The organism is Salinibacterium xinjiangense (genome assembly GCF_014645015.1).
GTDB lineage: Bacteria > Actinomycetota > Actinomycetes > Actinomycetales > Microbacteriaceae > Rhodoglobus > Rhodoglobus xinjiangensis.
Map to the genome: position 1 here is coordinate 222,737 of NZ_BMLC01000003.1, position 24,554 is coordinate 247,290.

Annotated in this window: 24 protein-coding genes; 16 read left to right on the top strand and 8 right to left on the bottom strand. The window is 64.6% G+C overall.

The genetic code is table 11. From position 1 onward, the window contains the following. Window positions 1–22 precede the first annotated feature (22 nt). The gene (locus IEW81_RS11220; protein WP_143544705.1) at window positions 23–760 is read left to right on the top strand and encodes a nucleoside/nucleotide kinase family protein; all 738 of its coding nucleotides are present in this window, start codon (window positions 23–25) and stop codon (window positions 758–760) included. Window positions 761–764: 4 nt separating this feature from the next. Here IEW81_RS11220 and IEW81_RS11225 read toward each other — a convergent pair whose 3' ends face one another. After that, entirely contained in the window at window positions 765–1,760 is a 996-nt protein-coding gene (locus tag IEW81_RS11225) for a ketopantoate reductase family protein (protein ID WP_097061253.1), read from the bottom strand. An 89-nt stretch (window positions 1,761–1,849) separates the two neighbouring features. Between IEW81_RS11225 and truB the strand changes: the two genes are divergently transcribed. From truB to IEW81_RS11245, 4 genes are read left to right on the top strand one after another with little or no spacing between them, the layout of a single operon-like run. Next, a complete protein-coding gene (gene truB, locus IEW81_RS11230) occupies window positions 1,850–2,812 on the top strand; it encodes a tRNA pseudouridine(55) synthase TruB (protein WP_097061252.1) in 963 nt (320 codons plus the stop codon). Continuing rightward, a complete protein-coding gene (locus IEW81_RS11235) occupies window positions 2,809–3,177 on the top strand; it encodes a hypothetical protein (protein ID WP_097061251.1) in 369 nt (122 codons plus the stop codon). The genes truB and IEW81_RS11235 overlap by 4 nt, the downstream gene beginning before the upstream one ends. Window positions 3,178–3,217: 40 nt before the next feature. Then, on the top strand, window positions 3,218–3,643 hold the full coding sequence (locus tag IEW81_RS11240; protein WP_097061250.1) for a hypothetical protein: 426 nt from the start codon (window positions 3,218–3,220) through the stop codon (window positions 3,641–3,643). A gap of 1 nt (window position 3,644) precedes the next feature. Beyond that, window positions 3,645–4,589, top strand: a complete 945-nt coding sequence (locus IEW81_RS11245; RefSeq protein WP_097061249.1) for a bifunctional riboflavin kinase/FAD synthetase — start codon at window positions 3,645–3,647, stop codon at window positions 4,587–4,589. A gap of 58 nt (window positions 4,590–4,647) precedes the next feature. Here the strand turns inward: IEW81_RS11245 and IEW81_RS11250 are convergent, their stop codons facing one another. Both IEW81_RS11250 and IEW81_RS11255 read right to left on the bottom strand, forming a co-directional pair. Next, window positions 4,648–5,586, bottom strand: coding sequence for an ROK family protein (locus tag IEW81_RS11250; RefSeq protein WP_097061248.1), 939 nt, complete (start codon window positions 5,584–5,586; stop codon window positions 4,648–4,650). Further along, window positions 5,583–5,978, bottom strand: a complete 396-nt coding sequence (locus tag IEW81_RS11255) for a DUF6264 family protein (protein ID WP_097061247.1) — start codon at window positions 5,976–5,978, stop codon at window positions 5,583–5,585. Before IEW81_RS11255 ends, IEW81_RS11250 begins: the two co-directional genes overlap by 4 nt. A gap of 74 nt (window positions 5,979–6,052) precedes the next feature. Here IEW81_RS11255 and IEW81_RS11260 point away from each other — a divergent pair, with 74 nt between their 5' ends. The 7 genes from IEW81_RS11260 (at window position 6,053) to IEW81_RS11290 (ending at window position 13,327) form a co-directional block, all read left to right on the top strand. Continuing rightward, window positions 6,053–6,568: an SRPBCC domain-containing protein gene (locus tag IEW81_RS11260; RefSeq protein ID WP_229671384.1), complete on the top strand. Its 516-nt coding sequence runs from the start codon at window positions 6,053–6,055 to the stop codon at window positions 6,566–6,568. Between the two features lie 111 nt (window positions 6,569–6,679). Next, the gene (gene deoC / locus IEW81_RS11265; RefSeq protein WP_097061479.1) at window positions 6,680–7,642 is read left to right on the top strand and encodes a deoxyribose-phosphate aldolase; all 963 of its coding nucleotides are present in this window, start codon (window positions 6,680–6,682) and stop codon (window positions 7,640–7,642) included. A 2-nt stretch (window positions 7,643–7,644) separates the two neighbouring features. Further along, a complete protein-coding gene (locus IEW81_RS11270) occupies window positions 7,645–9,171 on the top strand; it encodes an aldehyde dehydrogenase family protein (RefSeq protein ID WP_097061245.1) in 1,527 nt (508 codons plus the stop codon). Beyond that, window positions 9,168–10,025, top strand: coding sequence for an aldehyde dehydrogenase family protein (locus IEW81_RS11275; protein ID WP_097061244.1), 858 nt, complete (start codon window positions 9,168–9,170; stop codon window positions 10,023–10,025). The genes IEW81_RS11270 and IEW81_RS11275 overlap by 4 nt, the downstream gene beginning before the upstream one ends. A gap of 104 nt (window positions 10,026–10,129) precedes the next feature. Then, window positions 10,130–11,725 carry an SDR family oxidoreductase gene (locus IEW81_RS11280; RefSeq protein ID WP_097061243.1) on the top strand — a complete coding sequence of 532 codons (1,596 nt, stop codon included), beginning with the start codon at window positions 10,130–10,132 and terminating at the stop codon, window positions 11,723–11,725. Between the two features lie 17 nt (window positions 11,726–11,742). Beyond that, on the top strand, window positions 11,743–12,744 hold the full coding sequence (locus IEW81_RS11285) for a ribokinase (protein ID WP_097061242.1): 1,002 nt from the start codon (window positions 11,743–11,745) through the stop codon (window positions 12,742–12,744). Beyond that, entirely contained in the window at window positions 12,737–13,327 is a 591-nt protein-coding gene (locus tag IEW81_RS11290; protein WP_097061241.1) for a GDSL-type esterase/lipase family protein, read from the top strand. The genes IEW81_RS11285 and IEW81_RS11290 overlap by 8 nt, the downstream gene beginning before the upstream one ends. Before the next feature lie 24 nt (window positions 13,328–13,351). Here IEW81_RS11290 and IEW81_RS11295 read toward each other — a convergent pair whose 3' ends face one another. Beyond that, window positions 13,352–14,683 carry a M20/M25/M40 family metallo-hydrolase gene (locus tag IEW81_RS11295; RefSeq protein ID WP_097061240.1) on the bottom strand — a complete coding sequence of 444 codons (1,332 nt, stop codon included), beginning with the start codon at window positions 14,681–14,683 and terminating at the stop codon, window positions 13,352–13,354. Window positions 14,684–14,765: 82 nt separating this feature from the next. Between IEW81_RS11295 and IEW81_RS11300 the strand changes: the two genes are divergently transcribed. The 3 genes from IEW81_RS11300 (at window position 14,766) to IEW81_RS11310 (ending at window position 19,130) form a co-directional block, all read left to right on the top strand. Next, window positions 14,766–15,104 carry a DUF6804 family protein gene (locus tag IEW81_RS11300; protein WP_097061239.1) on the top strand — a complete coding sequence of 113 codons (339 nt, stop codon included), beginning with the start codon at window positions 14,766–14,768 and terminating at the stop codon, window positions 15,102–15,104. A gap of 166 nt (window positions 15,105–15,270) precedes the next feature. Continuing rightward, window positions 15,271–17,538 (top strand): SNF2-related protein, encoded by a 2,268-nt coding sequence (locus IEW81_RS11305; RefSeq protein WP_097061238.1) that lies wholly within the window; start codon window positions 15,271–15,273, stop codon window positions 17,536–17,538. Further along, a complete protein-coding gene (locus IEW81_RS11310; RefSeq protein ID WP_097061237.1) occupies window positions 17,535–19,130 on the top strand; it encodes a stealth family protein in 1,596 nt (531 codons plus the stop codon). Before IEW81_RS11305 ends, IEW81_RS11310 begins: the two co-directional genes overlap by 4 nt. Here the strand turns inward: IEW81_RS11310 and IEW81_RS11315 are convergent. The 3 genes from IEW81_RS11315 to IEW81_RS11325 all read right to left on the bottom strand — a co-directional run bounded on the left by IEW81_RS11315 (window position 19,072) and on the right by IEW81_RS11325 (window position 22,226). After that, a complete protein-coding gene (locus tag IEW81_RS11315; RefSeq protein ID WP_229671372.1) occupies window positions 19,072–20,010 on the bottom strand; it encodes a phosphodiesterase in 939 nt (312 codons plus the stop codon). The two genes, IEW81_RS11310 and IEW81_RS11315, sit on opposite strands and share 59 nt — an antisense overlap. 143 nt (window positions 20,011–20,153) lie before the next feature. Then, on the bottom strand, window positions 20,154–21,527 hold the full coding sequence (locus IEW81_RS11320) for a maltokinase N-terminal cap-like domain-containing protein (protein WP_097061235.1): 1,374 nt from the start codon (window positions 21,525–21,527) through the stop codon (window positions 20,154–20,156). Window positions 21,528–21,599: 72 nt separating this feature from the next. After that, window positions 21,600–22,226 (bottom strand): hypothetical protein, encoded by a 627-nt coding sequence (locus IEW81_RS11325; protein WP_097061234.1) that lies wholly within the window; start codon window positions 22,224–22,226, stop codon window positions 21,600–21,602. 222 nt (window positions 22,227–22,448) lie between these two features. Between IEW81_RS11325 and IEW81_RS11330 the strand changes: the two genes are divergently transcribed. Further along, window positions 22,449–23,915, top strand: a complete 1,467-nt coding sequence (locus IEW81_RS11330; protein WP_097061478.1) for an aspartate ammonia-lyase — start codon at window positions 22,449–22,451, stop codon at window positions 23,913–23,915. Window positions 23,916–23,986: 71 nt separating this feature from the next. On the opposite strand, the gene IEW81_RS11335 is transcribed toward IEW81_RS11330, so the two are convergent. Continuing rightward, complete coding sequence (locus IEW81_RS11335) at window positions 23,987–24,553, bottom strand: protoporphyrinogen oxidase (protein ID WP_143544704.1); 567 nt, start codon at window positions 24,551–24,553, stop codon at window positions 23,987–23,989. Window position 24,554: the final 1 nt, after the last annotated feature.

Sequence of the window (24,554 nt, forward strand, 5' to 3'; positions counted from 1 at the left end):
GGGCAAACCTAGACTGGGCGACATGGTTGAGCCAACACCAGTGATCCCGACACCACCTCCCGTCGTGCCCTCCCCGTCGCTCTTCGGTGCCGCCGCCATCATGCCCGATCCGTTTGCGATGGCGCGACGCGAGTTGCTCGATGCGTTGAGCGACGAGTTTCTGCATAACTACGCCAGGGGCAGGACCCTGCTGGCCGTCGACGGTATCGATGGCGCTGGCAAGACCACGTTCGCTGATGCGCTGGCGACGCGGATGGGCCGGAGTGGGCATTCGGTGTTTCGCGCATCCATCGACGATTTTCATCGACCGCACGACGACAGGTACGCGCGCGGGGTCGAGCGCGCCGAGGGCTTCTATCGGGATTCTTTCGACTACGACCTGTTTCGCAGGGTGCTGGTCGAGCCGTTCAGGATGGGCGGAAGCACGGGCTTCGTCACGGCGGCGTTCGATCTCGAGCGAAACACCCAGATCGAGATGGACTGGAAGACGGGTCCCAGGGATGCCACCCTCATCGTCGACGGGATCTTCCTGAACCGGCCGGAGCTGAGGGGCCTCTGGAGCTACTCGGTCTGGCTCGACGTGGATCGCGCGACGGCTGACGCGCGACTTCTGGCCCGCGACGGCACCGCAGGCAGGGAGCGATATGAAGGGAGCCAGGCTCTCTACATCGCCGAGGCGGTTCCCCGCACCCGGGCGACGGCGATCGTCGACAACTCCGACGTTGAACGTCCGCGACGGATCTTCGCAGACAGCTGTTAGCCGGTTACGGCTGAACGCGCGCGATGACCTGCGCGGCAGTGAAGAACTTGCCGCTCGACTCCACCTCGTGAACCAGCGCTACGAGCGCGGCGTTCACGGGAGCCTCCCACCCGATGGTGCGGGCCGCGGTCACGACGGCCCCATTGAGGTAGTCGATCTCGGTGGGCTGGCCACGGCGGATGCTCTGCAGTGTCGAACCGGGATTCGGGGTGGTTCCGATGCGCCTGCTCATCAGCAGCGGAAGAAGCTGCGCCACCCAGGCTGGCACTGCCGCGAAGATGCGAAGCCCACGGTGTGACAGCCCCTGTAACTTCTCGAAATGGATGCGGCTCGCGAGGCCGATCCGCACGTTCTCCTGCATGCTCGCGGTCATGACCCGTCTAAGACTCCGGTCGGCGATCACCTCCTGCACGCTTATCCCGGTGATCGCCGGGAGGGCGTTGACCTGGTTGATGACGAGCTTCGTCCACTGGGCGCCCGCGAAATTGGCTACGACCGACGTAGGCATCACCCGGTTGAGGATTTTCGCTGCGTGACGGGCGGGAATGTCGCTGTATCCCGTTTCGACGCCGAGGTAGGTGGGCCCTGCCGTCGTCACGGTGATCTCGCCGGGGATGAGATACGACGTCGCGAACGTCGCGAGGCCGCCAACGATATCGGAACGGGGCGACGCAATTCGGGCGGCGGTCATGCCCTCGAGGCCGTTCTGGATCACGACGACCGGAACGCCTCGCAGCACCGTCGCGTTGTCGGCGATCGCCGCGGCGGCGTCCCGCGCCTTGGTGGCGACGATGACCAGTTCTGCCCCTCGGGTCAGCAGTTCGTTGGCGAGCACCCTGGCCGTGTGCTCGCCCCACGCGCCGGAAAGACGGATGCCTCCACTGCGGATCGAATCGAGGTTCGCGCCGCGCGCCGTGACCTCCACATCGTGCCCGGCCCTGGCCAGCATTGCGGCGATGGCCCCACCCACCGCACCGGCCCCGATTACGGCTACTCGCATCCTCGAATCCTATGTGGGCGACGCGCAGGAGAGGTGGGCGGCGCGAGACTGTAGCCTGATGGAGTGATGTGTGCTGCAGCGGAGAACGCGTGAAACCGCCCAGCAACCCCACAAGCGGCATAGTGCTTGTAGACAAGCCGCAGGGGGTCACTAGCCATGACGTGGTGGCCAGGGCGCGGAAGTCGATCGGCACTCGCAAGGTCGGCCATGCCGGCACTCTCGATCCGATGGCGACCGGGTTGCTCATTCTGGGGGTCAACAACTCCACACGCCTGCTGACCTGGGTGGTCGGCCTCGACAAGGAATACACGGCCACCATCCGACTCGGCGCAGCGTCGAATACCGACGATGCCGACGGTGAGATTGACGAACCAGTGGATGCCACCACCCTCGCCGAGGTCACCGATGCCGCGATTGCGGCTGGCGTCAAGGCCCTCACGGGGCCGATCCTCCAGCGGCCGAGCTCTGTGAGCGCCATCAAGGTTGACGGGAAGCGGGCGTATACGCTTGCCCGGGCCGGCGAGGCCGTGGTGCTGCCCGAGCGTCCTGTCATGGTCAGCGCGTTCGACGTGCTCGCCACCCGCAGGGGGCAGTGGCTCGACCTCGACGTTCGCGTGCAGTGCTCCACCGGCACGTACATCCGCGCCCTTGCCCGCGACCTGGGCGCTACGCTCAGCGTCGGCGGGCACCTCACGGCGCTCCGCAGAACGCGTATCGGACCCTTCGCAGTCGACGCGGCATCCCCTATCGATCGGGACAGGGACGTGGAAGACGATCTCGGTGCAGCCATGCTCGACCCGGCCGCCGTCGCCACGTCCCTCTTCACCCGGCTCGACCTGACCGAGACCGAGGCGGTCGACCTGGCACACGGCAAACGAATCGCCCTCTCCCTCGAGTCAGACGGACCCATCGCTGCGGTCTCTCCCGAGGGCAGGCTGGTTGGGCTGGTGCAGAATGTGGGTGGCAGGGCGCGCGTTCTCGTGAACTTCCCGCCGGATGTCCCGGTCGCGGCTGCGATCGGTTTCCCGACGACGGATATGGCGAGCGAATGATCGAATGGTTCGTGAATGCGCTGGCCGGTGTCGCGGTCGTCGCGGGGCTGCTCTGCCTCGTGCTCGGTCTCGCCGGGCGCAAACCCAACGACTACACCCTCGGGGCCACGCTCCTGGTGGAGATCCTGCTGGTCGTCCAACTGGTCATCTCGCTGGTCGCGCCTGCTACGGGAAACCTCCCCACCGGTAGCGGGCTCGAATTCTGGGTGTATCTGCTGTCTGCTGCGCTGATTCCTCCCGCCGCAATCTTCTGGGCTCTCATCGACCGCAATCGCTGGAGCACCGCTATTCTCGGTGTCGCATGCCTCGCGGTGGCGGTCATGGTGATCAGGATGGGCCAGATCTGGTTCGTGCAGGTCGCGTGAGCCGGGCAACGGCCCGAGTTTCGCCTAATATTGTCCCGATATGGCAAATAACGGATCTTCTCGCGCGGTCGGTGCAGGGCGAGCTCTCATCGCCGTGTACGCGATTCTCGCGCTCGCGGCAACAGCTCGTTCCTTCGTACAGATCGTCGGCAAATTCGATGTGGCGCCCGTAGCCTACGTGCTGAGTGGCATCGCTGGCCTGGTCTACATTCTCGCGACGGTGGCGCTGCTGCGGCGCGGAGACACCTGGTACCGCATCGCCTGGATCACGATCATCTTCGAACTGGTAGGTGTGCTGACGGTGGGCACGCTGAGCGTGGTCGACCCGGTACTGTTCCCCGCCGATACCGTGTGGTCGTTCTTCGGTCGTGGATACCTGTTCATCCCGCTCGCGCTTCCCGTTCTCGGCATGCTGTGGCTCTACCGCCGCCGGCCCGCCGCAACGCCCGAGGATGCCGCGAGCTGAGATGCAGACCTTCACATCCACCTCCGATGTTCCGCAGGATTTCGGACCCAGCGCTGTCACGATCGGTAAGTTCGACGGAATGCACCTCGGCCATCGTGCCGTGGTCTCGGCGCTGCTCGGCCTGGCTCGTGAACGCGCTCTTACCTCGATCGTGGTGACATTCGACCGCAACCCGCTGAGCCTGCTCCGCCCCGGGATCTGCCCACCGGCCCTGGCGAGCAACACGCAAAAACTTGAATCCCTGGCGGATGCGGGGGTGGATGCCACGCTGCTGGTGCACTTCGACCACGAGTTCAGCGCGCTGACGGCCACCGATTTCATGCAGCAGATTCTCGTCGATTCCCTCCACGCGGCCGTGCTGCTCGTTGGGGCCGATTTCCGTTTCGGCCACGGTGGTGAAGGCACTATCGATACGCTGCGCGACTTCGGGCGAAGTCATGGGATCGATGTGCTGGTGGTCGACGATGTGGTGCGTGAGGACTCACGGCGGGTGTCGTCCACCTCGGTGCGCGAGCTCATCATCGAGGGGAAGGTCGCCGAGGCCGCCGTGTTGCTCGGCGCGCTGCACAGCATCCGGGGCACCGTCGTGCACGGCGCACAGCGCGGTCGCACTCTCGGATATCCGACAGCGAACCTGTCGCCCGCGGTCGAGGGGCTCGTGCCGGCCGACGGCGTCTACGCCGCATGGATGACGGTGGATGGCGTGCGCTATCCGTCCGCGGTGTCTGTGGGCAACAACCCGACCTTCGACCGGGTTCCGGCGAAGCAGGTCGAAGCTCACGCCATCGACGCCGATGTCGATTTCTACGACAGGGCAGCCGAGGTCTCGTTCGTCGACTTCATCCGCGGGATGCGCAAATTCGACGGGGCAGCGGCGCTTGTCGCTCAGATGGCTGCCGATGTGAGCGATGTCAGGTCGGTGCTCGGTGTCGCGCAGAGGGCCTAGCGCGCAGAAGGCCTAGCGCACAAAAGCCCGGCGTGCAGGAGCCCTGGCGCCGGCCACTTCACCCTGCGATGAATTCGGCGCGGTGGATGAGGGCGGCTGCGCCGATCAGGGGCCCTTCCCCGGACAGCCCGGACGGGATGACCCGCACCTTTGCGACGAACGGGAACGGTGCTCTCAGCGCTATCGCATCCCTGATGTAGTCGAACAGGTCGGGCGTAACGTGGGAGAAGCCCCCGCCGATGGCGACGAGGTCGAGATCGACGAGAGCCGTGGATGACGCGATCGCCTGGCCGATCGCACGACCGGAGCGCGCCACAGCGGCGATCGCAATGGAATCCCCTGCGGCATAGCTTGCCGCCAGATCTTCGCCCGTCGCGCCGAGCCAGCCCTGGCGTCGTGCCCATGCCGTGGTCTTCGGGCCCGAGGCCACAGCCTCGACGCAACCCGTTCCTCCACACAGGCACGGATCGTCGAAACCGCCGACCTCGACGTGGCCGATGTGTCCGGCATTGCCGGTGGGACCGGCGATGGCCCTGCCGCCGAGGATCAGCCCGCCGCCGATCCCGGTCGAGACCACCATCCCCATGAGGTTGGATTCACCCTGGCCAGCACCGATCCAGTGCTCGGCGAGCGTGATGCACTCTCCGTCCATGCGCAGGGTGACGGGAACTCCGGGCACGAGAGCTGCGATCTGGTCACGCAGGGGATACTCCCGCCAGTTCGGCAAATTCAGGGGGGACACCCTGCCATCAGCGACGGTGATGGGGCCTGCGCTGCCGATGCCGACCCCGACGAGGGTTGCGCCTTCCGGAAGCATGGCAATGGCCTGCAGAACCACTGCGTCGGCGCTCGCCGCAAGCATCTCGCTTGTCGACGTACCGCCGGTTGGCGCCCTGAAGCGACTTCTGGGAAGCACGTTTCCCGTGGGGTCGACCAGCGCGGCCTCGATCTTGGTACCCCCGAGGTCGACCCCGAGGGCGAAGACTGCCCCGCTCATGAACCGGCTCCTGTCGGTACGGTCATCCCCGCTAACGAGGTCGCGAGATAAAACGCGACGACGATCAGGATGACGCCTGCGAGCGGCCACAGGAAGATCACTTTCTTGCGAATGAGCGAGACGATGACCATTCCCACCGACGGGACGTAGCTGAGGATCATCACCGCTATCAACGCCAAGACCGCGACGGACAGTGCGGTGGAGTTGCACTCGAGCCCCGTAAACGGCCCGCTCCCGCTCCCGCAGTCGGCGGTCACGCTGCTGAACTGGCCGGCGTGAGTGAGAACAGTGAGCGTGAGCACCGCCCCGAACGCCAGCAGGATGACCGGGACGACGATGTCGATCGTGGGTCGGCCTGTATCGCGTCGGGGTGAGTCGAGGGAAGATTTCACGCAGACAGCATATGGCGTCACCGTCCGCCGTTAAGGACGTGTCCGGCTCGGCGGCGTACGCTCAACGAGTGACCATGCCGAGCCTTCACCTCCAACGGCGCTACGAATTCGCCCCCAGCATCGTGTGGGATGCGCTCGTCGACTCCGAACTGGTCGCGGGCTGGCTGGGCGACGCGGTGATCGAACCCGAGCTCGGGGGCGCCTACAGTGTTCGCGGAATCACCCCGGGCCCGGCGATCGGCGTCGACGGCCGGATAGTCGACTTCGATCGGCGCGTGCATCTGCGTGTGGCAGGCAGCTCCGGAGCCATCCTGGATCTCACCCTCGACGAGGTTGCCGGTGGCAACAGGGGTTCCAGCACCCGGCTGAGCGTCCGCATAGCCTCAACGGTCGAAGCGGCCTTCGCTGCCAGGGTAAAAGCCGATTGGCTCATCAGTCTCGACCAGCTCGGCGACCTGCTTCACGGGCATCCGGTTGATTGGCAGCACTGGGATCGCGACTACGCCGCAGCCTGGTCGCAGCACCTCGAGGGGGCAGCTATCGATCCTGCGATCGAAGGACCGGGTTCGCGTCGGCATCCCCGTGGGTAGAATTCTGTGGTGAATGTAACGACGCAGGGCCTCCCTGCCCAGGCGGCACAGGCGAAGGCTGCCCAGGCCGCACAGGCGAAGGCACTGGCCCCAGCCGAGCGGGCGCTGAGCATGATCGGCGGCGATCTGACCGAGAAGAGCCTCAAGCTCCACCTCGAAGGGCTCGCCGGTGTCGACGCCGTCGGGCTCGAACAGCGAGCCGCAGCCCTCGGCACCCGATCCATCAAGACCACGTCGAAGGCCTGGGCCCTCGACACCATAATCGAGCTCATCGACCTGACGACGCTCGAAGGTGCAGACACCCCGGGCAAGATTCGCTCGCTCGTCGCGAAAGCGGTCAATCCTGACCCCTCGGATGCCACGACCCCCCGGGTCGCGGCCGTCTGCGTCTACGGCGACATGGTTCCCCACGCGGTAAGTGCTCTCGGTGGTGCCTGGTCCGGCGGCACAGGCAGTGGAATCAACGTCGCCGCAGTCGCCACGGCATTCCCCAGCGGACGCGCCTCCCTGGCTGTCAAGATCGCTGACACGTCGGAAGCCGTCGCCTCCGGCGCCGATGAGATCGACATGGTCATCGACCGTGGCGCCTTCCTTGCCGGAAACTTCGGCCTCGTGTTCGACCAGATCGTGGCGGTCAAGGAGGCCTGCCGCCGCTCGGATGGCAGCTTCGCGCACCTCAAGGTGATTCTGGAGACCGGCGAGCTGAACACCTACGACAACGTGCGCCGGGCATCCTGGCTCGCAATCCTCGCTGGCGGCGATTTCATCAAGACGTCGACGGGAAAGGTCTCGCCAGCAGCGACGCTTCCCGTCACCCTGCTCATGCTCGAGGTGGTGCGCGACTGGCACCGTCTTACCGGAGAGCGCATCGGAGTGAAACCCGCTGGCGGCATCCGCACCTCCAAAGACGCGATCAAGTACCTCGTGACGGTCGCAGAGACCGTGGGCGAGGAGTGGCTGAGCCCGCATCTCTTCCGGTTCGGTGCGTCGAGCCTGCTCAATGACGTGCTGTTGCAGCGACAGAAAATGACAACCGGCCGCTACTCTGGCCCCGACTACGTGACGATGGACTGACGATGACCGATCGGGAAAAACCCGCCCCCAGCCGATTCCTCGATTACGCGCCGGCACCCGAGTCGACCAGCATCCTGCATCTCAAGCCCAGCTATGGGCTGTTCATCGACGGTGAATTCGTCGACGGGCACGGTGCACCGTTCACGACCATCTCTCCGGCGACGGAGCAGCCGATCGCCGAGATCGCGAACGCAGATTCATCTGATGTGGATGTCGCGGTTGCTGCGGCCCGCTCGGCCTACACACGCACGTGGAGCAGGCTGTCTGGCGCCGATCGAGGCAAGTACCTGTTCCGGATCGCCCGGCTCGTGCAGGAACGCGCCAGGGAACTCTCCGTCGCCGAGAGCCTCGACAATGGCAAGCCGATCAGGGAATCACGCGACGTCGATGTTCCTCTGGTCGCCGCATGGTTCTTCTACTACGCGGGATGGGCTGACAAGCTCGACTATGCGGGTCTCGGCCCGAACCCCCGATCGCTCGGTGTGGCCGCACAGGTCATCCCGTGGAATTTTCCTCTGCTGATGCTCGCGTGGAAGGTAGCTCCCGCGCTCGCGGCAGGAAATACGGTGGTGATCAAGCCAGCTGAGACGACCCCGCTGTCTGCGCTCATTTTCGCCGAGATCCTGCAGCAGGCGGATCTTCCCGCCGGCGTCGTCAACATCATCACCGGCGCGGGGAACACCGGTGAGGCTCTCGTCAACCACCCGGACGTGAACAAGGTGGCCTTCACCGGTTCCACCGCCGTCGGTCGCGCCATCGCAAAGTCGGTAGCAGGCACCGGCAAAAAAGTGACGCTCGAGCTGGGTGGCAAGGCTGCGAACATCGTCTTCGACGATGCCCCGATCGACCAGGCCATCGAGGGCATCGTCAACGGGATCTTCTTCAACCAGGGTCATGTGTGCTGTGCTGGCTCTCGACTGCTCGTGCAGGAGAATATCCACGAGGACGTTGTCGACAGGCTGAAGTCTCGCCTGATGACCCTGCGCCTCGGCGACCCGCTGGACAAGAACACCGACATCGGCGCGATCAACTCGCGTGAACAGCTGGAGCGCATCCGTCAGCTCAGCGACATCGGCGAAAAGGAGGGCGCCGACCGCTGGACGGCCCCGTGCAAGATCCCCGATAAGGGCTTCTGGTTCGCACCGACCATTTTTGACAATGTCTCGACCTCCTCGACCATCGCGAGGGAAGAGGTGTTCGGGCCCGTGCTGAGCGTGCTGACGTTCCGCACTCCTGCCGAGGCGATCGCGAAGGCGAACAACACGCCTTACGGCCTGTCTGCCGGCATCTGGAGTGACAAGGGCTCGAAGATCCTGGCCGTCGCGGATGGCCTTCGTGCCGGTGTGATCTGGGCCAACACCTTCAACCGGTTCGACCCCGCCAGCCCGTTCGGTGGCTTCAAGGAGAGCGGATACGGTCGCGAGGGCGGTCGGCACGGCCTCGCGGCATACCTCGAGAGTGCTGGCTGGGCGTCACCGCAGGCGATCTCGACTACCGGTTCGACGAGCAGGAAGAAGGCCACGTCGTGACGCGACTCGCCATCCCCAAGACATACAAGCTCTACATCGGCGGCAAATTTCCCCGAAGCGAGAGCGGGCGCACCTACGAGGTCTCCACGAAGGACGGCAGGTTCCTCGCCAACGCGTCCCTGGCCAGCCGTAAGGATGCCCGCGACGCCGTCGTGGCTGCACGCTCAGCTTTCGCGGGCTGGTCGTCGGCCACGGGCTATAACCGCGGGCAGGTGCTCTATCGCATCGCTGAACTGCTCGAGGGACGTCGCGACCAGTTCGTCGACGAACTCAGCGCAACCGAGGGCCTGACCAAGCCTGCGGCAACCGCACAGGTCGACACAGCCATCGACGCCTGGGTCTGGTACGCGGGCTGGGCAGACAAATACGTCCAGGTCGCGGGCAACGCGAATGCGGTGAGCGGTCCCTACTTCAATCTGTCAACGCCCGAGCCCACCGGCGTCGTCGCGATCATCGCGCCACAGTCCGGTAACTCGTTGCTCGGGCTCGCGAGCGTCATAGCTCCCGCTATCCTCACCGGAAATACCGTCGTCGTCGTGGCCAGCGAGTCCGCGCCGCTCGCCGCGGTGAGCCTCTCCGAAGTTCTCGCCACAAGCGATGTGCCCGGGGGAGTGGTGAATATCCTGACCGGATCTCCCGCCGAGATCGCGCCATGGCTCGCGGGTCACGCCGACGTGAACGCTATCGACCTCGCCGGGGCAGGGCTGCTCGACTGGGTCGACCTGCAGATCATCGCAGCAGACACCCTGAAGCGCGTGCTCGCCCCCGAGGACGGCGCGCCGCCACCTTCGCTCGAGCGCATCGTCGCCTTCACCGAGACGAAAACCGTGTGGCACACCAAGTCGCTGATCTAGCGGTATCGCCCAGGCAGGTGAGTGCACCGGCTGCCCTTCTGGAGGCGTAGTGAACGCTGTCACGGTTCAGCCATCGTGCAGAGTTAATCCCTAAACTTAGGTGCATGCGAATCCTTGTCACAGGGTCTACCGGATACATCGGCGGGCGCCTCGCGCCCAGGCTTGCTGAGGCTGGCCATGAGGTCAGGGTGCTGGTGCGTGACCCGCTCAAACTGCGGGATGCGCCATGGGCCGACGACGTCGATGTCGTCACCGGTGATCTCTCCCGAGCCGAGGACGTGGAGCGTGCGGTCGAGGGCGTCGACGTGCTTTATTACCTCGTGCACGCCATGGGCATTCGCGGAGACTTCGAGAGCATGGAGATGACGGTAGCCAACACCGTAGCTACCGCGGCCGCTGCTGCCGGGGTCAAGCGCATCGTCTACCTGGGTGGGCTACATCCCGATGTGCCGGTGGACTCGCTCAGCCGCCATCTTCGCAGCCGCGAGAAGGTGGGCAGGGTGCTGATGGAATCCGGCGTGCCGACTATCGCCTTCCAGGCCGGGGTTGTCATCGGATCGGGATCGGCTTCCTTTGAGATGGTCCGTCATCTCACCGAGGTGCTGCCGTATATGCCCGCGCCGCAGTGGGTGCGCAACTTCATCCAGCCGATCGCAGTGCGCGACGTGCTGTATTACCTCACCGAAGCTGCCGTGGTCCCGGGCAAGATAAATCGCACCTTCGACATCGGCGGTCCCGAGGTGCTGCGCTACGGGCAGATGATGAATGGATATGCGCTTGAGGCGGGGCTCCGCCAACGCCCGATCGCGAGCCTTCCCGTGCTCACCCCGTGGCTCGCATCGCAGTGGGTGAATCTCGTGACGCCGATACCGCGTGCCCTCGCGGTTCCGATTATCGAATCCCTGCAGTTCGACTGCGTCGTGAACGAATCCGACATCCGTTCGGTGATCCCCGACCCGGAGGGTGGCCTCACCAGTTACCGGACGGCGGTACGCCTCGCACTCGCGAAGATGAACGACGGCGAGGTCGAGACGAGCTGGCAGAACTCCACGGTCGCCGGCGCGCCGAGCAACCTCATCCCGAGCGACCCAGAATGGTCCGGCCACACGGTATACGTCGACCTTCGTGAACAGCATTCAGCCGCCCCCGTCGAGCGGCTTTGGGAGGTCGTGGAGGGCATCGGCGGGGCAAATGGCTGGTATTCCTTCCCCTTGGCCTGGGCCCTGCGCGGCTGGGCAGACAAACTCGTCGGCGGCGTCGGCCTTCGCCGCGGTCGCCGGAACGCTTCATCACTCGCGGTAGGCGAGGCTCTCGACTTCTGGAGGGTCGAGACTCTCGAACGGGGACGCTTCCTGCGCTTGCGCGCCGAAATGAAGGTCCCGGGGCTCGCCTGGCTCGAGATGACCACGACCGATGATGGGGCGGGCGGCAGTCATTACCGCCAGCGGGCGGTCTTCTTCCCCACCGGGCTCGGCGGGCGGCTGTACTGGATGGCGATCCTGCCCTTCCACGGGGCGATCTTCAGCGGCATGGCGAACAGGATCACGGCCGCTGCGGCCCAGCCGGCCGTGTCACACCGTGCGAAGTCAAAGTCTGCAGAGTCGAAGTCTGCAGAGTCGAAGCCTGCAGAGTCGAAGTCTGCAGAGTCGAAGTCTGCAGAGTCGAAGTCTGCAGAGCCAGAGTCGATCACCAACTCCTGACGCGCTAGCGTGATGGAGTGAATTCAGATGCTGCACGAACACGGGTCGATAATTGCGTCATCGTCGTGGGAAGTGCGAACATCGACCAGGTGTTCCGGGTTGCGAGAATTCCGGCGCCCGGCGAGACCGTGATGTCGACCGGGCTGTCGATCGCTCGCGGCGGCAAGGGCCAAAACCAGGTCGTCGCCGCGGCTCGGGCCGGCGCATCCACCATTTTCATTGCCGCTATCGGCAGGGACGGGTTCGGTGAACGAACCCTCGAGGGGCTCCAGGACGACAAGATCGATGTCTCGCTGGTGCGGTCGACCTCTGCCCCGACCGGTACGGCGCTCATCGCCGTCGCAGATGATGGGGAAAACACCATCATCGTCGAGGCTGGCGCCAACGCGGCGCTGATGGGGCTCACCGGGGCAGACCTCAAGGCTATCGGGACGGCAGACGTGCTGGTCATGCAACTGGAGATTCCACTCCAGACTGTGGCGGAGGCGGCCCGGGCAGGCCGTGCAGGCGGTACCACGGTCATCCTGAATGCGGCACCCGTCAGGGACCTGCCGCGCGAGCTTCTCGACGACATCGACATCCTCGTGGTCAACGAACATGAAGCGGCCTACCTCTCAGGCGCTGAAGCGGCTTATCACTTAAGCGCTGAAGTGGTGCGCGGCCTGGCTCCGGTGGTGATCGTGACCCTCGGCTCTGCCGGCTCGGTGCTGTACCAGCGGGGGTTAGACGATGTCAGCATCCCAGCGACGAAGGTCGTGGCTGTGGATGCGACGGGCGCGGGCGATACGTTCTGTGGAGCATTCGCGGCCAGGCTCGCGGAGGGCGCAAGCCTCGAAGACTCCCTGCGCTTCGCGGGAGCAGCCGCATCCCTCTCGGTTCTGACGCCGGGCGCTGTGCCATCGATACCCCTCCGGGCGGCCATCGACCGGGCCACCCGACTGGAAACCCAGAGCACGAGGCACCATGATGGACTAAAGGCGCACGAACCCGCTTCCGATCGGATCAGACCTCATGACTGACGACATGTTCATCGAATCACGGCCCAGCATCGTCTTCCTTGGCGACAGCCTCACTGAGGATGGGCGATGGGCTGAATGGTTTCCCGACAGGGAGACGCAAAATCTCGGTGTCGGTGGAAATACCACCGATGACGTCGTCGCCAGGCTGGATGACGTCGTCGCGCTCCAGCCCGAAGTGGTCGTGCTGTTGGTCGGGACAAATGACCTGAGCACTCGTAAATCGGTGGAACATGTCGTCCGCAACATCGAATACGTGCTGGTCACCCTGCGCCGCGCTCTTCCCGGTGCCAGGATGCTGCTGCAGTCGATAATGCCGAGAGGACGCGAGTTCGCGGCGCGGATTCAGGATGCCAATCGGCACCTCCGCCAGTTCGCTCCGTCGGTCAATGTGCAGTACCTCGACCTGTGGCCGACTCTCGCGCTGGAAGACGGGGAGCTCGATCCCGCTTTGTCCGACGACAGGCTCCACCTGAACGACGCCGGTTACGAGCGGTGGCTCGGCGAGCTGCGTCCAGGCCTCGAGCGACTGGACGATGCGCCGCCCATGAGCCGTCCGATCACCATCATCCGCAACCAGGGTTAGGCCGCTCTCAACTGCGCACGCCTGTTAGAGCGAGGCGATCAGGGATTTATAGAACTCGATGCCTCGCAAATAGGTCGCGACGTGCATGCGTTCGTTTTTCGCGTGGAGCGTCTCACGCTGCTCCGTCGTGAGTTCGAACGGCGTGAACCTGTACACGCCCCGGCTGATACCGGTGAAATGCCTGCTGTCCGTGGCGCCATTCTGCACATACGGGGTCACGATCGTGCCGGGATAAACCTTCTCGATCGTCGACCGCACCAGCTCCCATGCGATTCCAGACACCAGGGAAACCGGCGAGGGTTCACCCGCGGTGACGACCTCTACGAGCACGGTGTCGTCCCTTATCGCCCTCGTGACATGCCTGACCGCATCATCGACCGTCGAACCGATAGCGATGCGGACATTCACGGTTGCCGTTGCCCGCTCGGCGAGTGCGTTGACAGCCTGTCCCGCATCGAGCATCGTCACAGCCTGGGTGGTGCGGATCATGGCATTGGATTCGTCACCCTGTCGACCGAAGATCGGCAGCAGAATCAGCTTGGTGAGCCGTATATTTCGAAACAGGAATCCCATGAAGCCCGTCGAGTGCACACCCAGGGTGCGAAACATGTCGACCGTCACCGGGTTGATCGACGCGGGGAATTGCCTGCGATTCAGCCGGACTATCGCCTTCGCCAGCCGGGCGGTCGCGCTCAGCCTCGGGGGAGTCGAGGCATGCCCACCCTGCTGGTCGATGATGAGTCGCAGGGTGGTGCTCCCCTTTTCGGTCACCCCGACGACGGCGACCGGCCTCGACACGCCGGGGAAGGCTCCTTCGACGATGGCGCCACCCTCATCGAGCACCAGGGCCGGGCGAATGCCGCGACTCTCGAGAAGCTCAGCGACGGCTTTCGCGCCCGCGCCGTTGCTCTCCTCGTCATGCCCGAAGCAGAGATAGATGTCCTGCGCGGGCTGGAGTCCGGCCTCGATCTGTGCCTCGATGGCCTCGAGGATGGCGACGACGGCTCCTTTGTCGTCGATGGTTCCGCGACCCCAGATCAGCTGGTCATCGCCCTTGCCGCTCAACTCTGCGGCGAATGGCGGATGCTTCCAGCCGGAGTCTGTCGCCGCGACCACGTCGTAATGGCCCATCAGGACGCTGGGTTCGGTCGACGAACGCCCTGGCCAACGGAAGACGAGCGAGTATCCCGCCACGATCTCCCGGTCGAGCTTGCGGTGGACGAGCGGAAACAGCTCCTGTAGCTGGGTCAGGAAAGAGTCGAAGTGCTCCCACTGCACCTGGGACTCATCGATGCGCGAGATAGTTGGAATGCGCAGCAGCGCCTGAAATCGCGCGATCGCTGCTTCGTGTGGCATGTTCCGACTTTAGCCAGATGCCACCCGCGCGACCATTCCGGCAAGGTCGAAGCGCTGTCCACGGGGTCGTTAGGATCGAAATGTGAGCGCACAATACCCGACGACGACGCGCCGTCCCGCCCTCGTACCCGCACTGCTCGGGGCCATGGCGCTGCTCATCGGCAGTGCGCTGATCACGAGCGACACATTCACGATCATCCAGTTCATCGTCAGTATCTTCGCCCTGATCGTGGCGGTTTTTGCGTGGCAGGCTGGCCAGTGGTGGTGGATCATCGGTCTCGCGCCTATCGCCGTGTTGTGGAATCCGGTGCTGCCGATCGACCTCGGACTGCCGGACCTGTGGCTCGGATTGCAATTCGTTGCGTCCGCGATCTTCATCGCTGCGGGCATCCTGATCAAGGTTTCTGACAAAACAGCATAGAATGGGGGCCAACGCCTGCCGAGCCCACCAGTCGCATCGCGACTGGGTCTGGATTATCCGGCTGGCGCCGTCGTCGGATCGTTCGGTTCGCGGGAGTTGCACATGCGGGGGCCCAGCCCACCGCATCAGTTTCAGACCAACAGGCAGTGCCTGCACAGGAGACGAATTGACATCTTCGGGACAGTCCGAACCCGGCCAGCGCCAGAAGCGCCAGCGATCCCCCAAGCAGGCCGGCGGGCAGCAGGCCAGCGGTCAGCAAGCCACTGGGAAGCAGGCCAGCGGGCAGCGGCAGGCAGGCGGCCAACAGCGTCGCCGTGTTCGACCTGGCGATGACGTCGGCGTGATCCCGGTTCTCGCGAGGGCTGCGCGCGAGGTCGAAACCGCCGTGCAGAAGGGTCCCCTGAAGCCGGCGAACCGTGCACGATTCCAGGTGGCAACACTGCTGCTCAGGGAAGAACGCGCACGAGTGAAGTCCGATAAGTCCCTGACGGATTCCGAACGAGCCAAGGAGCAGAAGCGGCTGGATGGGCTCGCGGGAATTCTCGCGAAAACCGCGGCGCGGGACACCAGCCTGATCATCATGCTGGGCGACGATGCCACCGTCACCGCTGCCGCGAAAGCACTGAGGCGAGACCTTCTGCTCGCGGCCGGCGTGGAGCTGAGCCCGGATGAGCTGGTGATCGCCACAGAACCGAAACCCGTCGACAAGCAGGTCGAAAAGCAGGTGGTGCCGGCTTCGGTGCGACAGATGCAGATGTCGAACCCCTTCCTTGCCCCTGACTTCAGCAACATGACGATCGCTCCCGCCCGGGTCAACAGGCTCGGCAACTGGGAGCTCATCGAGCCGCTGTTCCGGTCGTTCGAGTACGGCGCCGGTGGTGGCGCGGCCACGATGGACCTGCCGGAGGCGACGTCGCTGCGCACTCGCGGAAACCTCGACATGATGCGCCACCAGGCACGCTTCGTCGAGGAGGTGAGGTCGGGCCACCGCACCTTCCTGCTCGCTGACGAACCCGGGCTCGGGAAGACCGCACAGGCCCTCCTGGCGGCCGAGGCATCCAATTCCTATCCACTGCTGGTCGTCGTGCCCAATGTCGTGAAAACGAACTGGGCGCGTGAGGTCGAGTTGTGGACTCCCGGACGGACGGCGACAGTCGTGCACGGTGACGGTAAAGACGTCGACGCGTTCAGCGATGTCGTCATCGTGAATTACGAGATTCTCGATCGTCACATCGGCTGGCTCGGCAGGTTCGGGTTCAAAGGCATGGTCGTCGATGAGGCCCACTTCATCAAGAACCTGAAGTCCGAGCGGTCGAAGCATGTACTCGGGCTCTCCAAGAGCATCCGTGCCAGCTTCCCCAAGGCCCTGCTCATGGCGCTGACCGGTACGCCGCTGATCAACTCCATCGAAGACTTCCGCGCCATCTGGCAGTTCCTGGGCTGGATCGACGACAAGAAGCCTCTCGCCAGGCTCATGGACAAGCTCGAAGACACCGGGCTCACTCCGGCCGACATGGGCTTCTTCTCCGAGGCCAGGTACGCCGTCGTGGAGATGGGTATCGTGCGTCGCAAGAAAGTGGATGTCGCGGCCGACATCCCTGCGCGACGCGTCGCCGACATCCCGGTCGAACTCGATGACGACCTGGGTCGCTCTATCCGTGCCGCCGAGGCAGCTCTCACGGCGCGACTGGTGGAGCGGTTCCAGCGGGTGCGAAGCCTCAAGCCCGATGCCAGCGATGCAGACCTCATCCGCGTGGTTGCGCATGCCGAGCTGGACGAGTCCAAAGGATCCAGCACCGGTGAGAATGTGTTCACCATGGTCCGTCGAATCGGCCAGGCCAAGGCGACACTCGCGGCCGACTACACCGCCCAGCTCGCACGTTCGGTCGGGAAAGTGGTCTTCTTCGCCAAGCACATCGACGTGATGGATAAGGCTGAAGAACACTTTGCCAGGGTCGGCCTGAAGTCCGTATCGATCCGTGGAGACCAGAGCCCGAAGGCCCGCCAGGCCGCGATCGATTCGTTCGCCGACGACCCCGAGGTGTCTGTTGTTGTCGCGTCGCTGACAGCTGCAGGAGTCGGACTCAACCTCCAGGCGGCATCCAATGTGGTCCTCGCCGAGCTCAGCTGGACGAGCGCCGAGCAGACGCAGGCGATCGACCGGGTTCACCGTATCGGTCAGGAGTTGCCGGTGACGGCATGGCGGATCATCGCCGCCCACACGATCGACGCACGGATAGCGGAACTCATCGACAGCAAAGCCGGCCTCGCCGCGCGCGCGCTCGACGGCTCAGACGAGGATGTCGCGGCAGAGTCCAACATCCAGCTGGAAGCGCTGTCGAGCCTGCTTCGTGACGCCATCAGCGCAGGCGCTGGAGCATCACCGCAGCGGCGCACCAGGGCCGCAGCGCCTGCCGTGACAGGCGGCGCATGAGCACGTCACTGCGTGGAGTGAATTCCGGAGCGCACACCCGCCTTCTGGCTCGACCCGACATCGTGCTACGAAAGGGTCGTTTCGCTCTCCTGAACCAGACACTCTCGCCGCGGGATGCCACGGTCGCTGACCTCGTCGCCATCCACGACGCACTGGACGTGGCCGGTATCCAGCACCTGCTGGTGCGCCGGGATGACGATCGCGTCGTGATCGCCGTCGACCGTGAGAAAGCTGTTGAGATCGCGGCTGCCCTGTCAGCAGCTTTCGCGACCGAGCCGTTCTATGCCCGAGTCGGATCAGAACCCGCAATCCTTGTCGCTGAGGGTGGGCTCGCAGACCTTGAAAATCCCCGGATTGCCAAGCTCTACCGACCGCGGACGACCGGGCAGGGTGGGGAGCGTTATGGCGCCGCCACCGGCGTGCGCCTGGAGTTCTGGGAATTTGCACCCGACGCCATCCACGCGCCTGCAGAGAACGCGCTCATGCGTCACAGCCTTCCCCGACCCGAAGCCATCGATGCGACCGTCGAGCTTCACGGCCGTACCTGGTCGACGCTGGGCGGCATGTTCGACATGCTGGCGAGCGACGTGACCTTCGACATCGACATCGTATTCTCATGGGTCGATGGCACCTCTTCCGAGTTCCAGCGAGCCAGGGCCCAGCGGATGGAGTCGTACATCGTCGGTGACGGGGACGATTCGGATGCGAGATTCCGCCAGATCGACGAGCTGAAATATGCCCTGCGCAGCGTTAACCTCTATGCCCCCTGGATCAGGCGCATCTTCATCGCGACCGACTCACCGGCGCCGGCATGGCTGGCAGAGCATCCCCGTGTCACGATCGTGCGAAGCGAGGAGTTCTTTGCCGATCTCGATGCGCTTCCCACCCACAATTCCCATGCCGTCGAGAGCCAACTGCACAGGATCGAGGGCCTCAGCGAGCACTTCCTGTACTCCAACGACGACATGTTCTTCGGGCGACCCGTTCGACCAGACATGTTCTTCTCGCCCGGTGGCATCACGAAGTTCATCGAGGCGTCGACGCGCATCGGCCTCGGTGAACCGAACGCCGAGCGCAGCGGATTCGAGAACGCCGCTAGGGTCAACCGCGCCCTGTTGCAGCGTCGGTTCGGTCGCGTCACCACTCGACACCTCGAGCACGCCGCGACTCCTCTCAGGCGCAGCGTGATGGCCGAGCTCGAGCGTGAATTCCCGGAGGATTTCGCGCGTACGGCGGCGAGCGCGTTCCGTTCCAGTTCCGATATCTCCGTCACCAACTCGCTGTACCACTACTACGCGCTGATGACCGGCCGTGCGGTCATGCAGACCGATGCGAGCGTGCGGTACGTCGAGACCACCCTGGCCAATGCGGCAGGGGAGATGGACGACATCCTGAAGCGCAGGGGATACGACTTCTTCTGCCTCAACGATGGCAGCAAGCCCGAGATCTCGCTGGCGAAGCGCACCAGGAACATCCGGGTGTTCCTGGAACGCTACTTCAGTATCGCGGCCGTCTGGGAGCAGGCGGGCGCCATCACACCTTCACGCGGACCGGCATTGTCATCTGCGGTTCAGGATCTACCGGCGGGTTGATCCTGTCGGCGATGCGGATTCCCGATTCAGCGAGTCGGCGTGTGGTCTCCGCAGCATCGATGTAGTCGAGCGCTGCATATTCACCGAGCGGCACCACGGAGTGCAGCACGGTGTTCTCATAGACGTGTACGAGGTTGAAGGCCCGGGCTCCATCCCGGCCCCTCGTTCCGCCGACGGGCACAGTGAGATCCTGGGTGTAGCAGGTAGCTGAGGCGACCGATACGGGGATTCCCGCGAACGTGCCGGTGGAGCTGTAATGCAGGTGACCAGCGAGGATACTGCGCACGTCCGAGCCCAGCAGCACCTCGGCGAGCCCGGCCTGATCCCGCAGCTCGACGGCCACGGCGAGGTCGAGAACGCTCGGAAGCGGCGGGTGGTGCATCGCCAGGATGGTGCCATGGGCGGCATGGGTGGAAAGCTCCTCGGCCAGCCAGTCGAGCTGTTCACCACTCACCTCGCCGTGGTGGTGGCCGGGAACGCTCGAATCAAGGGCGATGACCCGCAGCCCGTTGATGTCATATACGCGGTCGATGGGGCGTGTGGTCGGCTGCTCTGCGAAGAGGTGTTCGCGGAACGCTCCACGATCGTCGTGGTTTCCCATCACCCAGATGACCTGCGCGCCGAGGCGGGCCGCCACGGGCTCGACCATCCTGCGAAGCCTCTCGTAGGCGTCTGGCTCACCCTTGTCGGCCAGGTCGCCCGTGAAGATGATCGCTTCCGGCCGCCCTTCAGACGCCTCGAGCTGTTCCAGCAGCTGGCGCAGGTGGGCCTCGGCGTCGACGCTGCCGTAGAGGCTGTGGCCGTTGCCGAGCAGGTGAGTGTCACTGAGGTGAAGCAAAAAGTGGTCCGGCCGAGGATATTCAGCCGTTCGGATGGTCACGGTGCGTCCATTCGGGTCACGGTGCATTCGTTGCGAGCGCACTCACTGTACTGAAGTGGATCAGCACACCGGTTGTTCGGAGCGGACGTCACCGGCGATTCCTCGAATCATTCATGAGACGTTCAGGCGACGTCTTTCTACCATCATCCGGCGACGCGGGCGCACAGCCTTTCGATGGCATCTACGGGAATCGAGAGCCAACCCGGCCTGTTCCGCGCCTCGTAGACGGTCTCGTATAGCGCCTTGTCGAGTTCAAAGGCATCCACGAGCGTCCTGCTGTGCCGGATGTCGCGGCCCGAAGCCGCGCCATATCCAGCCTCGAAGGCGGCTCGCGCCGAGCCGACCCACTCCGGGCTGGGAACGGCTCCTCCGACAGCCAGCGAGCCTGCCACGTAATCGAAGGACCTGAGCATCCCGGCGATGTCGCGCATCGGGCTGTCGAGCCGGCTGCGTTCCTTCATGGGGCGAAGTGGTTCGCCTTCGAAGTCGACGAGCACCCATCCGCGATCAGGGACGGCCAGCACCTGTCCCAGGTGGTAGTCGCCGTGGATGCGCTGTTGCGCAGGCCACTGAGCCTGCGATGCGCGCTCGAAAACATCGCGGATAGCTGGCTCGAACCTCGTGAGTTCCGGAACCGCCGCGATCGCGTCGGCCAGTCGACGGTGCATGGATCCGATGACGGAGTCGATGTCGTCCGGGGTGATGTCACTCGTGGGCATGTTCGCCGCGAGGGTGGCGTGCACCCCTGCCGTGGCGATTCCGAGTGTGCGTGCCTCGTCGGAGAAGTCGGTGCCAGCGGCGGCGGCGGCGAGAGCGACGCGCCAGGCATCCTGCACACCGGGAAGGAACTCCTGGGCGAACGCGAGGTGTCCGGTGGCTCGTCCGTCGGCCTCACCGCGATCATCCCACTCGGCGACGATGTGACCGACCGGCGGCGGCACGGCGGTCGAACCCGCCTGGGCTAACACGGTCTGCAGCACCACATCCGGGTTCTCGCCGTCGTGGAGTGCACGGAACACCTTGCAGATCACCGGAGTCTCACCCTCGTGCTCGAAGATGATGGAGGTGTTGGACTGCTCGCCGGTGAGCACCCTCGACTGGAGTCCGGCCGCGACATGGCTTGCCGTCCGTTTGCCGACGGCCCAGACATGATCGCCACGCGACTCGGTGCCGTGCGTGATGGCATCGAGCAGAGCACCCGTGTACGCGGAGTCATAGGGGGCGTCGTAGACCCAGCGACCGTCGAACTCGCCGATGAGTGCATCGAAGTTCGCGAGGGGCTCACGGCGGTAGGTGAGAGGCACCTGGTACAGGGCGGGCTTGCCGACGGTGTGATCGAGCACGAGGTGGGTGACGGCCTCCACGTCGGGTTCGACGGAATCGAGGGTCACGGTGCCGATCTGTTCGAGTGCGGGGTTGGCGCCCTTGTTCGCGAACCACCGCTGTCGGGTCATCCAGGGGGAGAGGAAGGCCAGGAAGGGAGCGTGATCCCCGGGTGGGACTGGTAAAAACGTCATATTCCAGACTAGCCACGCCACCATTACAGCGGTCAAGCCCTTGCGAGGTGCGGGGGTCCGTGCGGTCCCGCGTCAGCCGATGAGGTCCCTCGTCACGAACGCCATATCGGTGGCTACTGGCACGGTCAGGGCGGTCAGGGTCGTGGAGGTGTCGCCGCCGGCACTCAGCCCCTGGATCGTGATGGAGTATTCGGTGTCGATCAGGTAGAGCGGTGAATCGAGATGACCGTCGTCTCCGTCGCCCGCGGAAAAAGTCTGCAGTACGGCGTCGTGCGCGACGAGCCTGGGGTCGTCGACGGCGTTCGGCAGGGTCGCATAGTTGTCGAGTTCGGGTTGCTGGAAGGGGATCACGGCAATCGTGATTCCCAGCTGGGTGGCGCGGTCCGTGGTCGTGTAGACGCATACCCGCTGGTCGTATGCCTCGGCAGCGGTGTTCGAATCCGACGTCGTGCGGTCGTAGGAGAGCCCGGCGAGAACCTCGGGATTCGCTGCGGTGACGGCCGCAGCGAGGGCATCGCAGGATGGCAGTCGGTGCGACGATGGTCCGGAGGTTGTGGGCGCCGCAGTGGGGGTCGACGCCATGCCGTCGAGGGGAGCAGGGGTCGACACTGCGGGTATCACCCCGGTGCAGCCTGTCAGGGTTGCTGCGGCGACGACGAGAAGTACGGCGGCCGACGGCAGTCGGATCTGCTGGGTCATTGGACGACAATAACAACTTCACCATCGTGATGATCAGCGGCTGGCACTGTGGCCACAAGCCACGCCCCTAGAGTGGGCGTATCGCCAGTCGAAGGAGATGAAACGATGAACGTCACGCCACAAGCGAGCGGATCGGCCACCCAGGCCCACCACAGCCAACACGACCACAGCACAGACTCAGCGCAGAGCATCGCGGGGGATGAGAACTCACCCCGTCGGGCCATGGAGACAGCGCTCGAGCTGACAGACGGAACGCGCGAGGAACGGGACTCGCTCGGAACCATGACGATCCCGGCGTCGGCATACTGGGGCATCCACACGGCGCGAGCCCTGGAGAATTTCCCCATCACTCGTCGGGCTATCTACAACTATCCGGACCTGATTCGCGCGCTCGCGAAGGTCAAGCAGGCTGCCGCACGAGCGAATGCTGAGATCGGCGTGATCGAGGCAGAGAAGGCGGCCATCATCGACCAGGTCTGCCAGGAGATCTTTGACGGCGCCCTTCACGCCGAGTTCAGGGTCGGCGTCATCCAGGGCGGCGCAGGCACATCCACCAATATGAATGCCAATGAGGTGATCGCCAATCGTGGTCTCGAGTTGATGGGCTTCGAGAAGGGCGACTACGCGAAGCTCAGCCCGATCGATGACGTCAACCGCAGCCAGAGCACGAACGACGTCTACCCGACGGCGATCAAGCTCGCCATGGTCTACGGCGTGCAGAGACTGCTCGCCGAGCACAGGCTGCTCACAGCATCGTTCGCTGCCAAGGGGCGGGAGTTCAGCCAGGTCCTGAAGATCGGGCGCACCCAGCTCCAGGATGCGGTACCGATGACGCTTGGCCAGGAGTTCTCGGGATTCGCCCACACGCTCACCGAGGACTACGACAGGTTGACCGAGACCATCCCGTGGCTCAACGAGATCAACATGGGGGCCACCGCGATCGGAACGGGAATCACGGCGGATTCGCGCTACGCCGCCGCGGTGTGCAGGCACCTGACCGACGCCACTGGGATTCCGATGGAAACCGCCGCCGACCTCATCGAGGCGACCAGCGACGCGGGAATCTTCATGACCCTCAGTGGAACTCTCAAGCGTGCCGCGGTCAAGCTGTCGAAGATCTGCAATGACCTCAGGCTGCTCTCGAGCGGCCCGCAGGCCGGTATCGGCGAGATCAACCTCCCGGCGCGCCAAGCCGGCTCATCGATCATGCCGGGCAAGGTGAATCCGGTGATCCCGGAGGTCGTCAACCAGGTCGCCTTCAGCGTGATCGGTGCCGATGCCACGGTCACGGCGGCCGCGGAGGGCGGCCAGCTCCAGCTCAACGCGTTCGAGCCCGTCATCGCGCACAGCATCCTGCAATCGCTGTCGTGGATGACCAACGCGTGTTACACGCTGCGTGTCAACTGTATCGACGGCATCACGGCCAACATCGAGCGGCTGGCGATGCAGGTTGAGACGAGCGTCGGTGTGGTCACGGCCCTGACCCCGTACATCGGATATGCGGCCGCAGCCACCCTCGCCCACACAGCGCTGACGACGAAAGAGTCGATCGCCGATCTCGTGGTGTCGACCGGGCTCATGACGAGGGAGAAGGTCGCGCAGGTTCTGTCACCTGAGCGATTGAGCGGCATGGTGGCCAACACCGCCGCGATTATTCTGCCGGTGCTGCCTCAGCACGTCGCCGACTAGGTCTTCTTCCCAGGGCGCGTCGCTCGGCAGCTTTCGGGCAGCCTAGGTGCTAACGCTGTGGCTCGTCATTGTCATCGCTCGTCATCGTCGTCAACCACGTCGAGAGCCTGCTCGCGCGCCTCACCGGCAGTCGTCACAGCAGTGTCGACGGCTGTCTCGCCGCGTTCCTTCAGGTCGGTGGCCACGTCATTGGCTTTCTCGGCAACATCGCGCGCAGTTCTCACGGTCATGTCCGCGACATCCACAGCCGCGGTCGCGGTCGCGTCTGCGACATCGACTGCGACTGTCGCGGTCCTGTCGGCGACGTCTCTCGCTGTTTTGGCCGTCTTGTCCGCGATGTTCTTCGCGGTGAAGACGGTCTTGTCTGCCACGTCTTTTGCGGTGTCAGCAACCTTCACCGTCACGTCATGGGCAATTCCGGGCGCAGCCTTCGCTGCGGCTTCCGCGCGATCTCGGATGATCGGAGCCTGCTGGCGGGCGTACGACTCGACGTCGAGTCGTGTCTTCGCCACGCGGGGGTTCTCCCAGAGCCTGATCGCCTGGGCTTTCATCCAGTCGTAACGTTCACGTCCGGCGTGCGACCCCAGGAGGTACCCGATCGAGACTCCGATACCGACGACGAAAAGTTTGCGCTTCATG

Coding starts and splice junctions, on each gene's coding strand:
- IEW81_RS11240 (WP_097061250.1), top strand. CDS start 3,218: ATGGCAAATAACGGATCTTCTCGCGCGGTCGGTGCAGGGCGAGCTCTC.
- IEW81_RS11330 (WP_097061478.1), top strand. CDS start 22,449: ATGGAGACAGCGCTCGAGCTGACAGACGGAACGCGCGAGGAACGGGAC.
- IEW81_RS11335 (WP_143544704.1), bottom strand. CDS start 24,553: ATGAAGCGCAAACTTTTCGTCGTCGGTATCGGAGTCTCGATCGGGTAC.
- IEW81_RS11220 (WP_143544705.1), top strand. CDS start 23: ATGGTTGAGCCAACACCAGTGATCCCGACACCACCTCCCGTCGTGCCC.
- IEW81_RS11280 (WP_097061243.1), top strand. CDS start 10,130: ATGCGAATCCTTGTCACAGGGTCTACCGGATACATCGGCGGGCGCCTC.
- IEW81_RS11260 (WP_229671384.1), top strand. CDS start 6,053: ATGCCGAGCCTTCACCTCCAACGGCGCTACGAATTCGCCCCCAGCATC.
- IEW81_RS11235 (WP_097061251.1), top strand. CDS start 2,809: ATGATCGAATGGTTCGTGAATGCGCTGGCCGGTGTCGCGGTCGTCGCG.
- IEW81_RS11295 (WP_097061240.1), bottom strand. CDS start 14,683: ATGCCACACGAAGCAGCGATCGCGCGATTTCAGGCGCTGCTGCGCATT.
- IEW81_RS11225 (WP_097061253.1), bottom strand. CDS start 1,760: ATGCGAGTAGCCGTAATCGGGGCCGGTGCGGTGGGTGGGGCCATCGCC.
- IEW81_RS11245 (WP_097061249.1), top strand. CDS start 3,645: ATGCAGACCTTCACATCCACCTCCGATGTTCCGCAGGATTTCGGACCC.
- IEW81_RS11310 (WP_097061237.1), top strand. CDS start 17,535: ATGAGCACGTCACTGCGTGGAGTGAATTCCGGAGCGCACACCCGCCTT.
- IEW81_RS11250 (WP_097061248.1), bottom strand. CDS start 5,586: ATGAGCGGGGCAGTCTTCGCCCTCGGGGTCGACCTCGGGGGTACCAAG.
- IEW81_RS11320 (WP_097061235.1), bottom strand. CDS start 21,527: ATGACGTTTTTACCAGTCCCACCCGGGGATCACGCTCCCTTCCTGGCC.
- IEW81_RS11290 (WP_097061241.1), top strand. CDS start 12,737: ATGACTGACGACATGTTCATCGAATCACGGCCCAGCATCGTCTTCCTT.
- IEW81_RS11325 (WP_097061234.1), bottom strand. CDS start 22,226: ATGACCCAGCAGATCCGACTGCCGTCGGCCGCCGTACTTCTCGTCGTC.
- IEW81_RS11270 (WP_097061245.1), top strand. CDS start 7,645: ATGACCGATCGGGAAAAACCCGCCCCCAGCCGATTCCTCGATTACGCG.
- deoC (WP_097061479.1), top strand. CDS start 6,680: ATGATCGGCGGCGATCTGACCGAGAAGAGCCTCAAGCTCCACCTCGAA.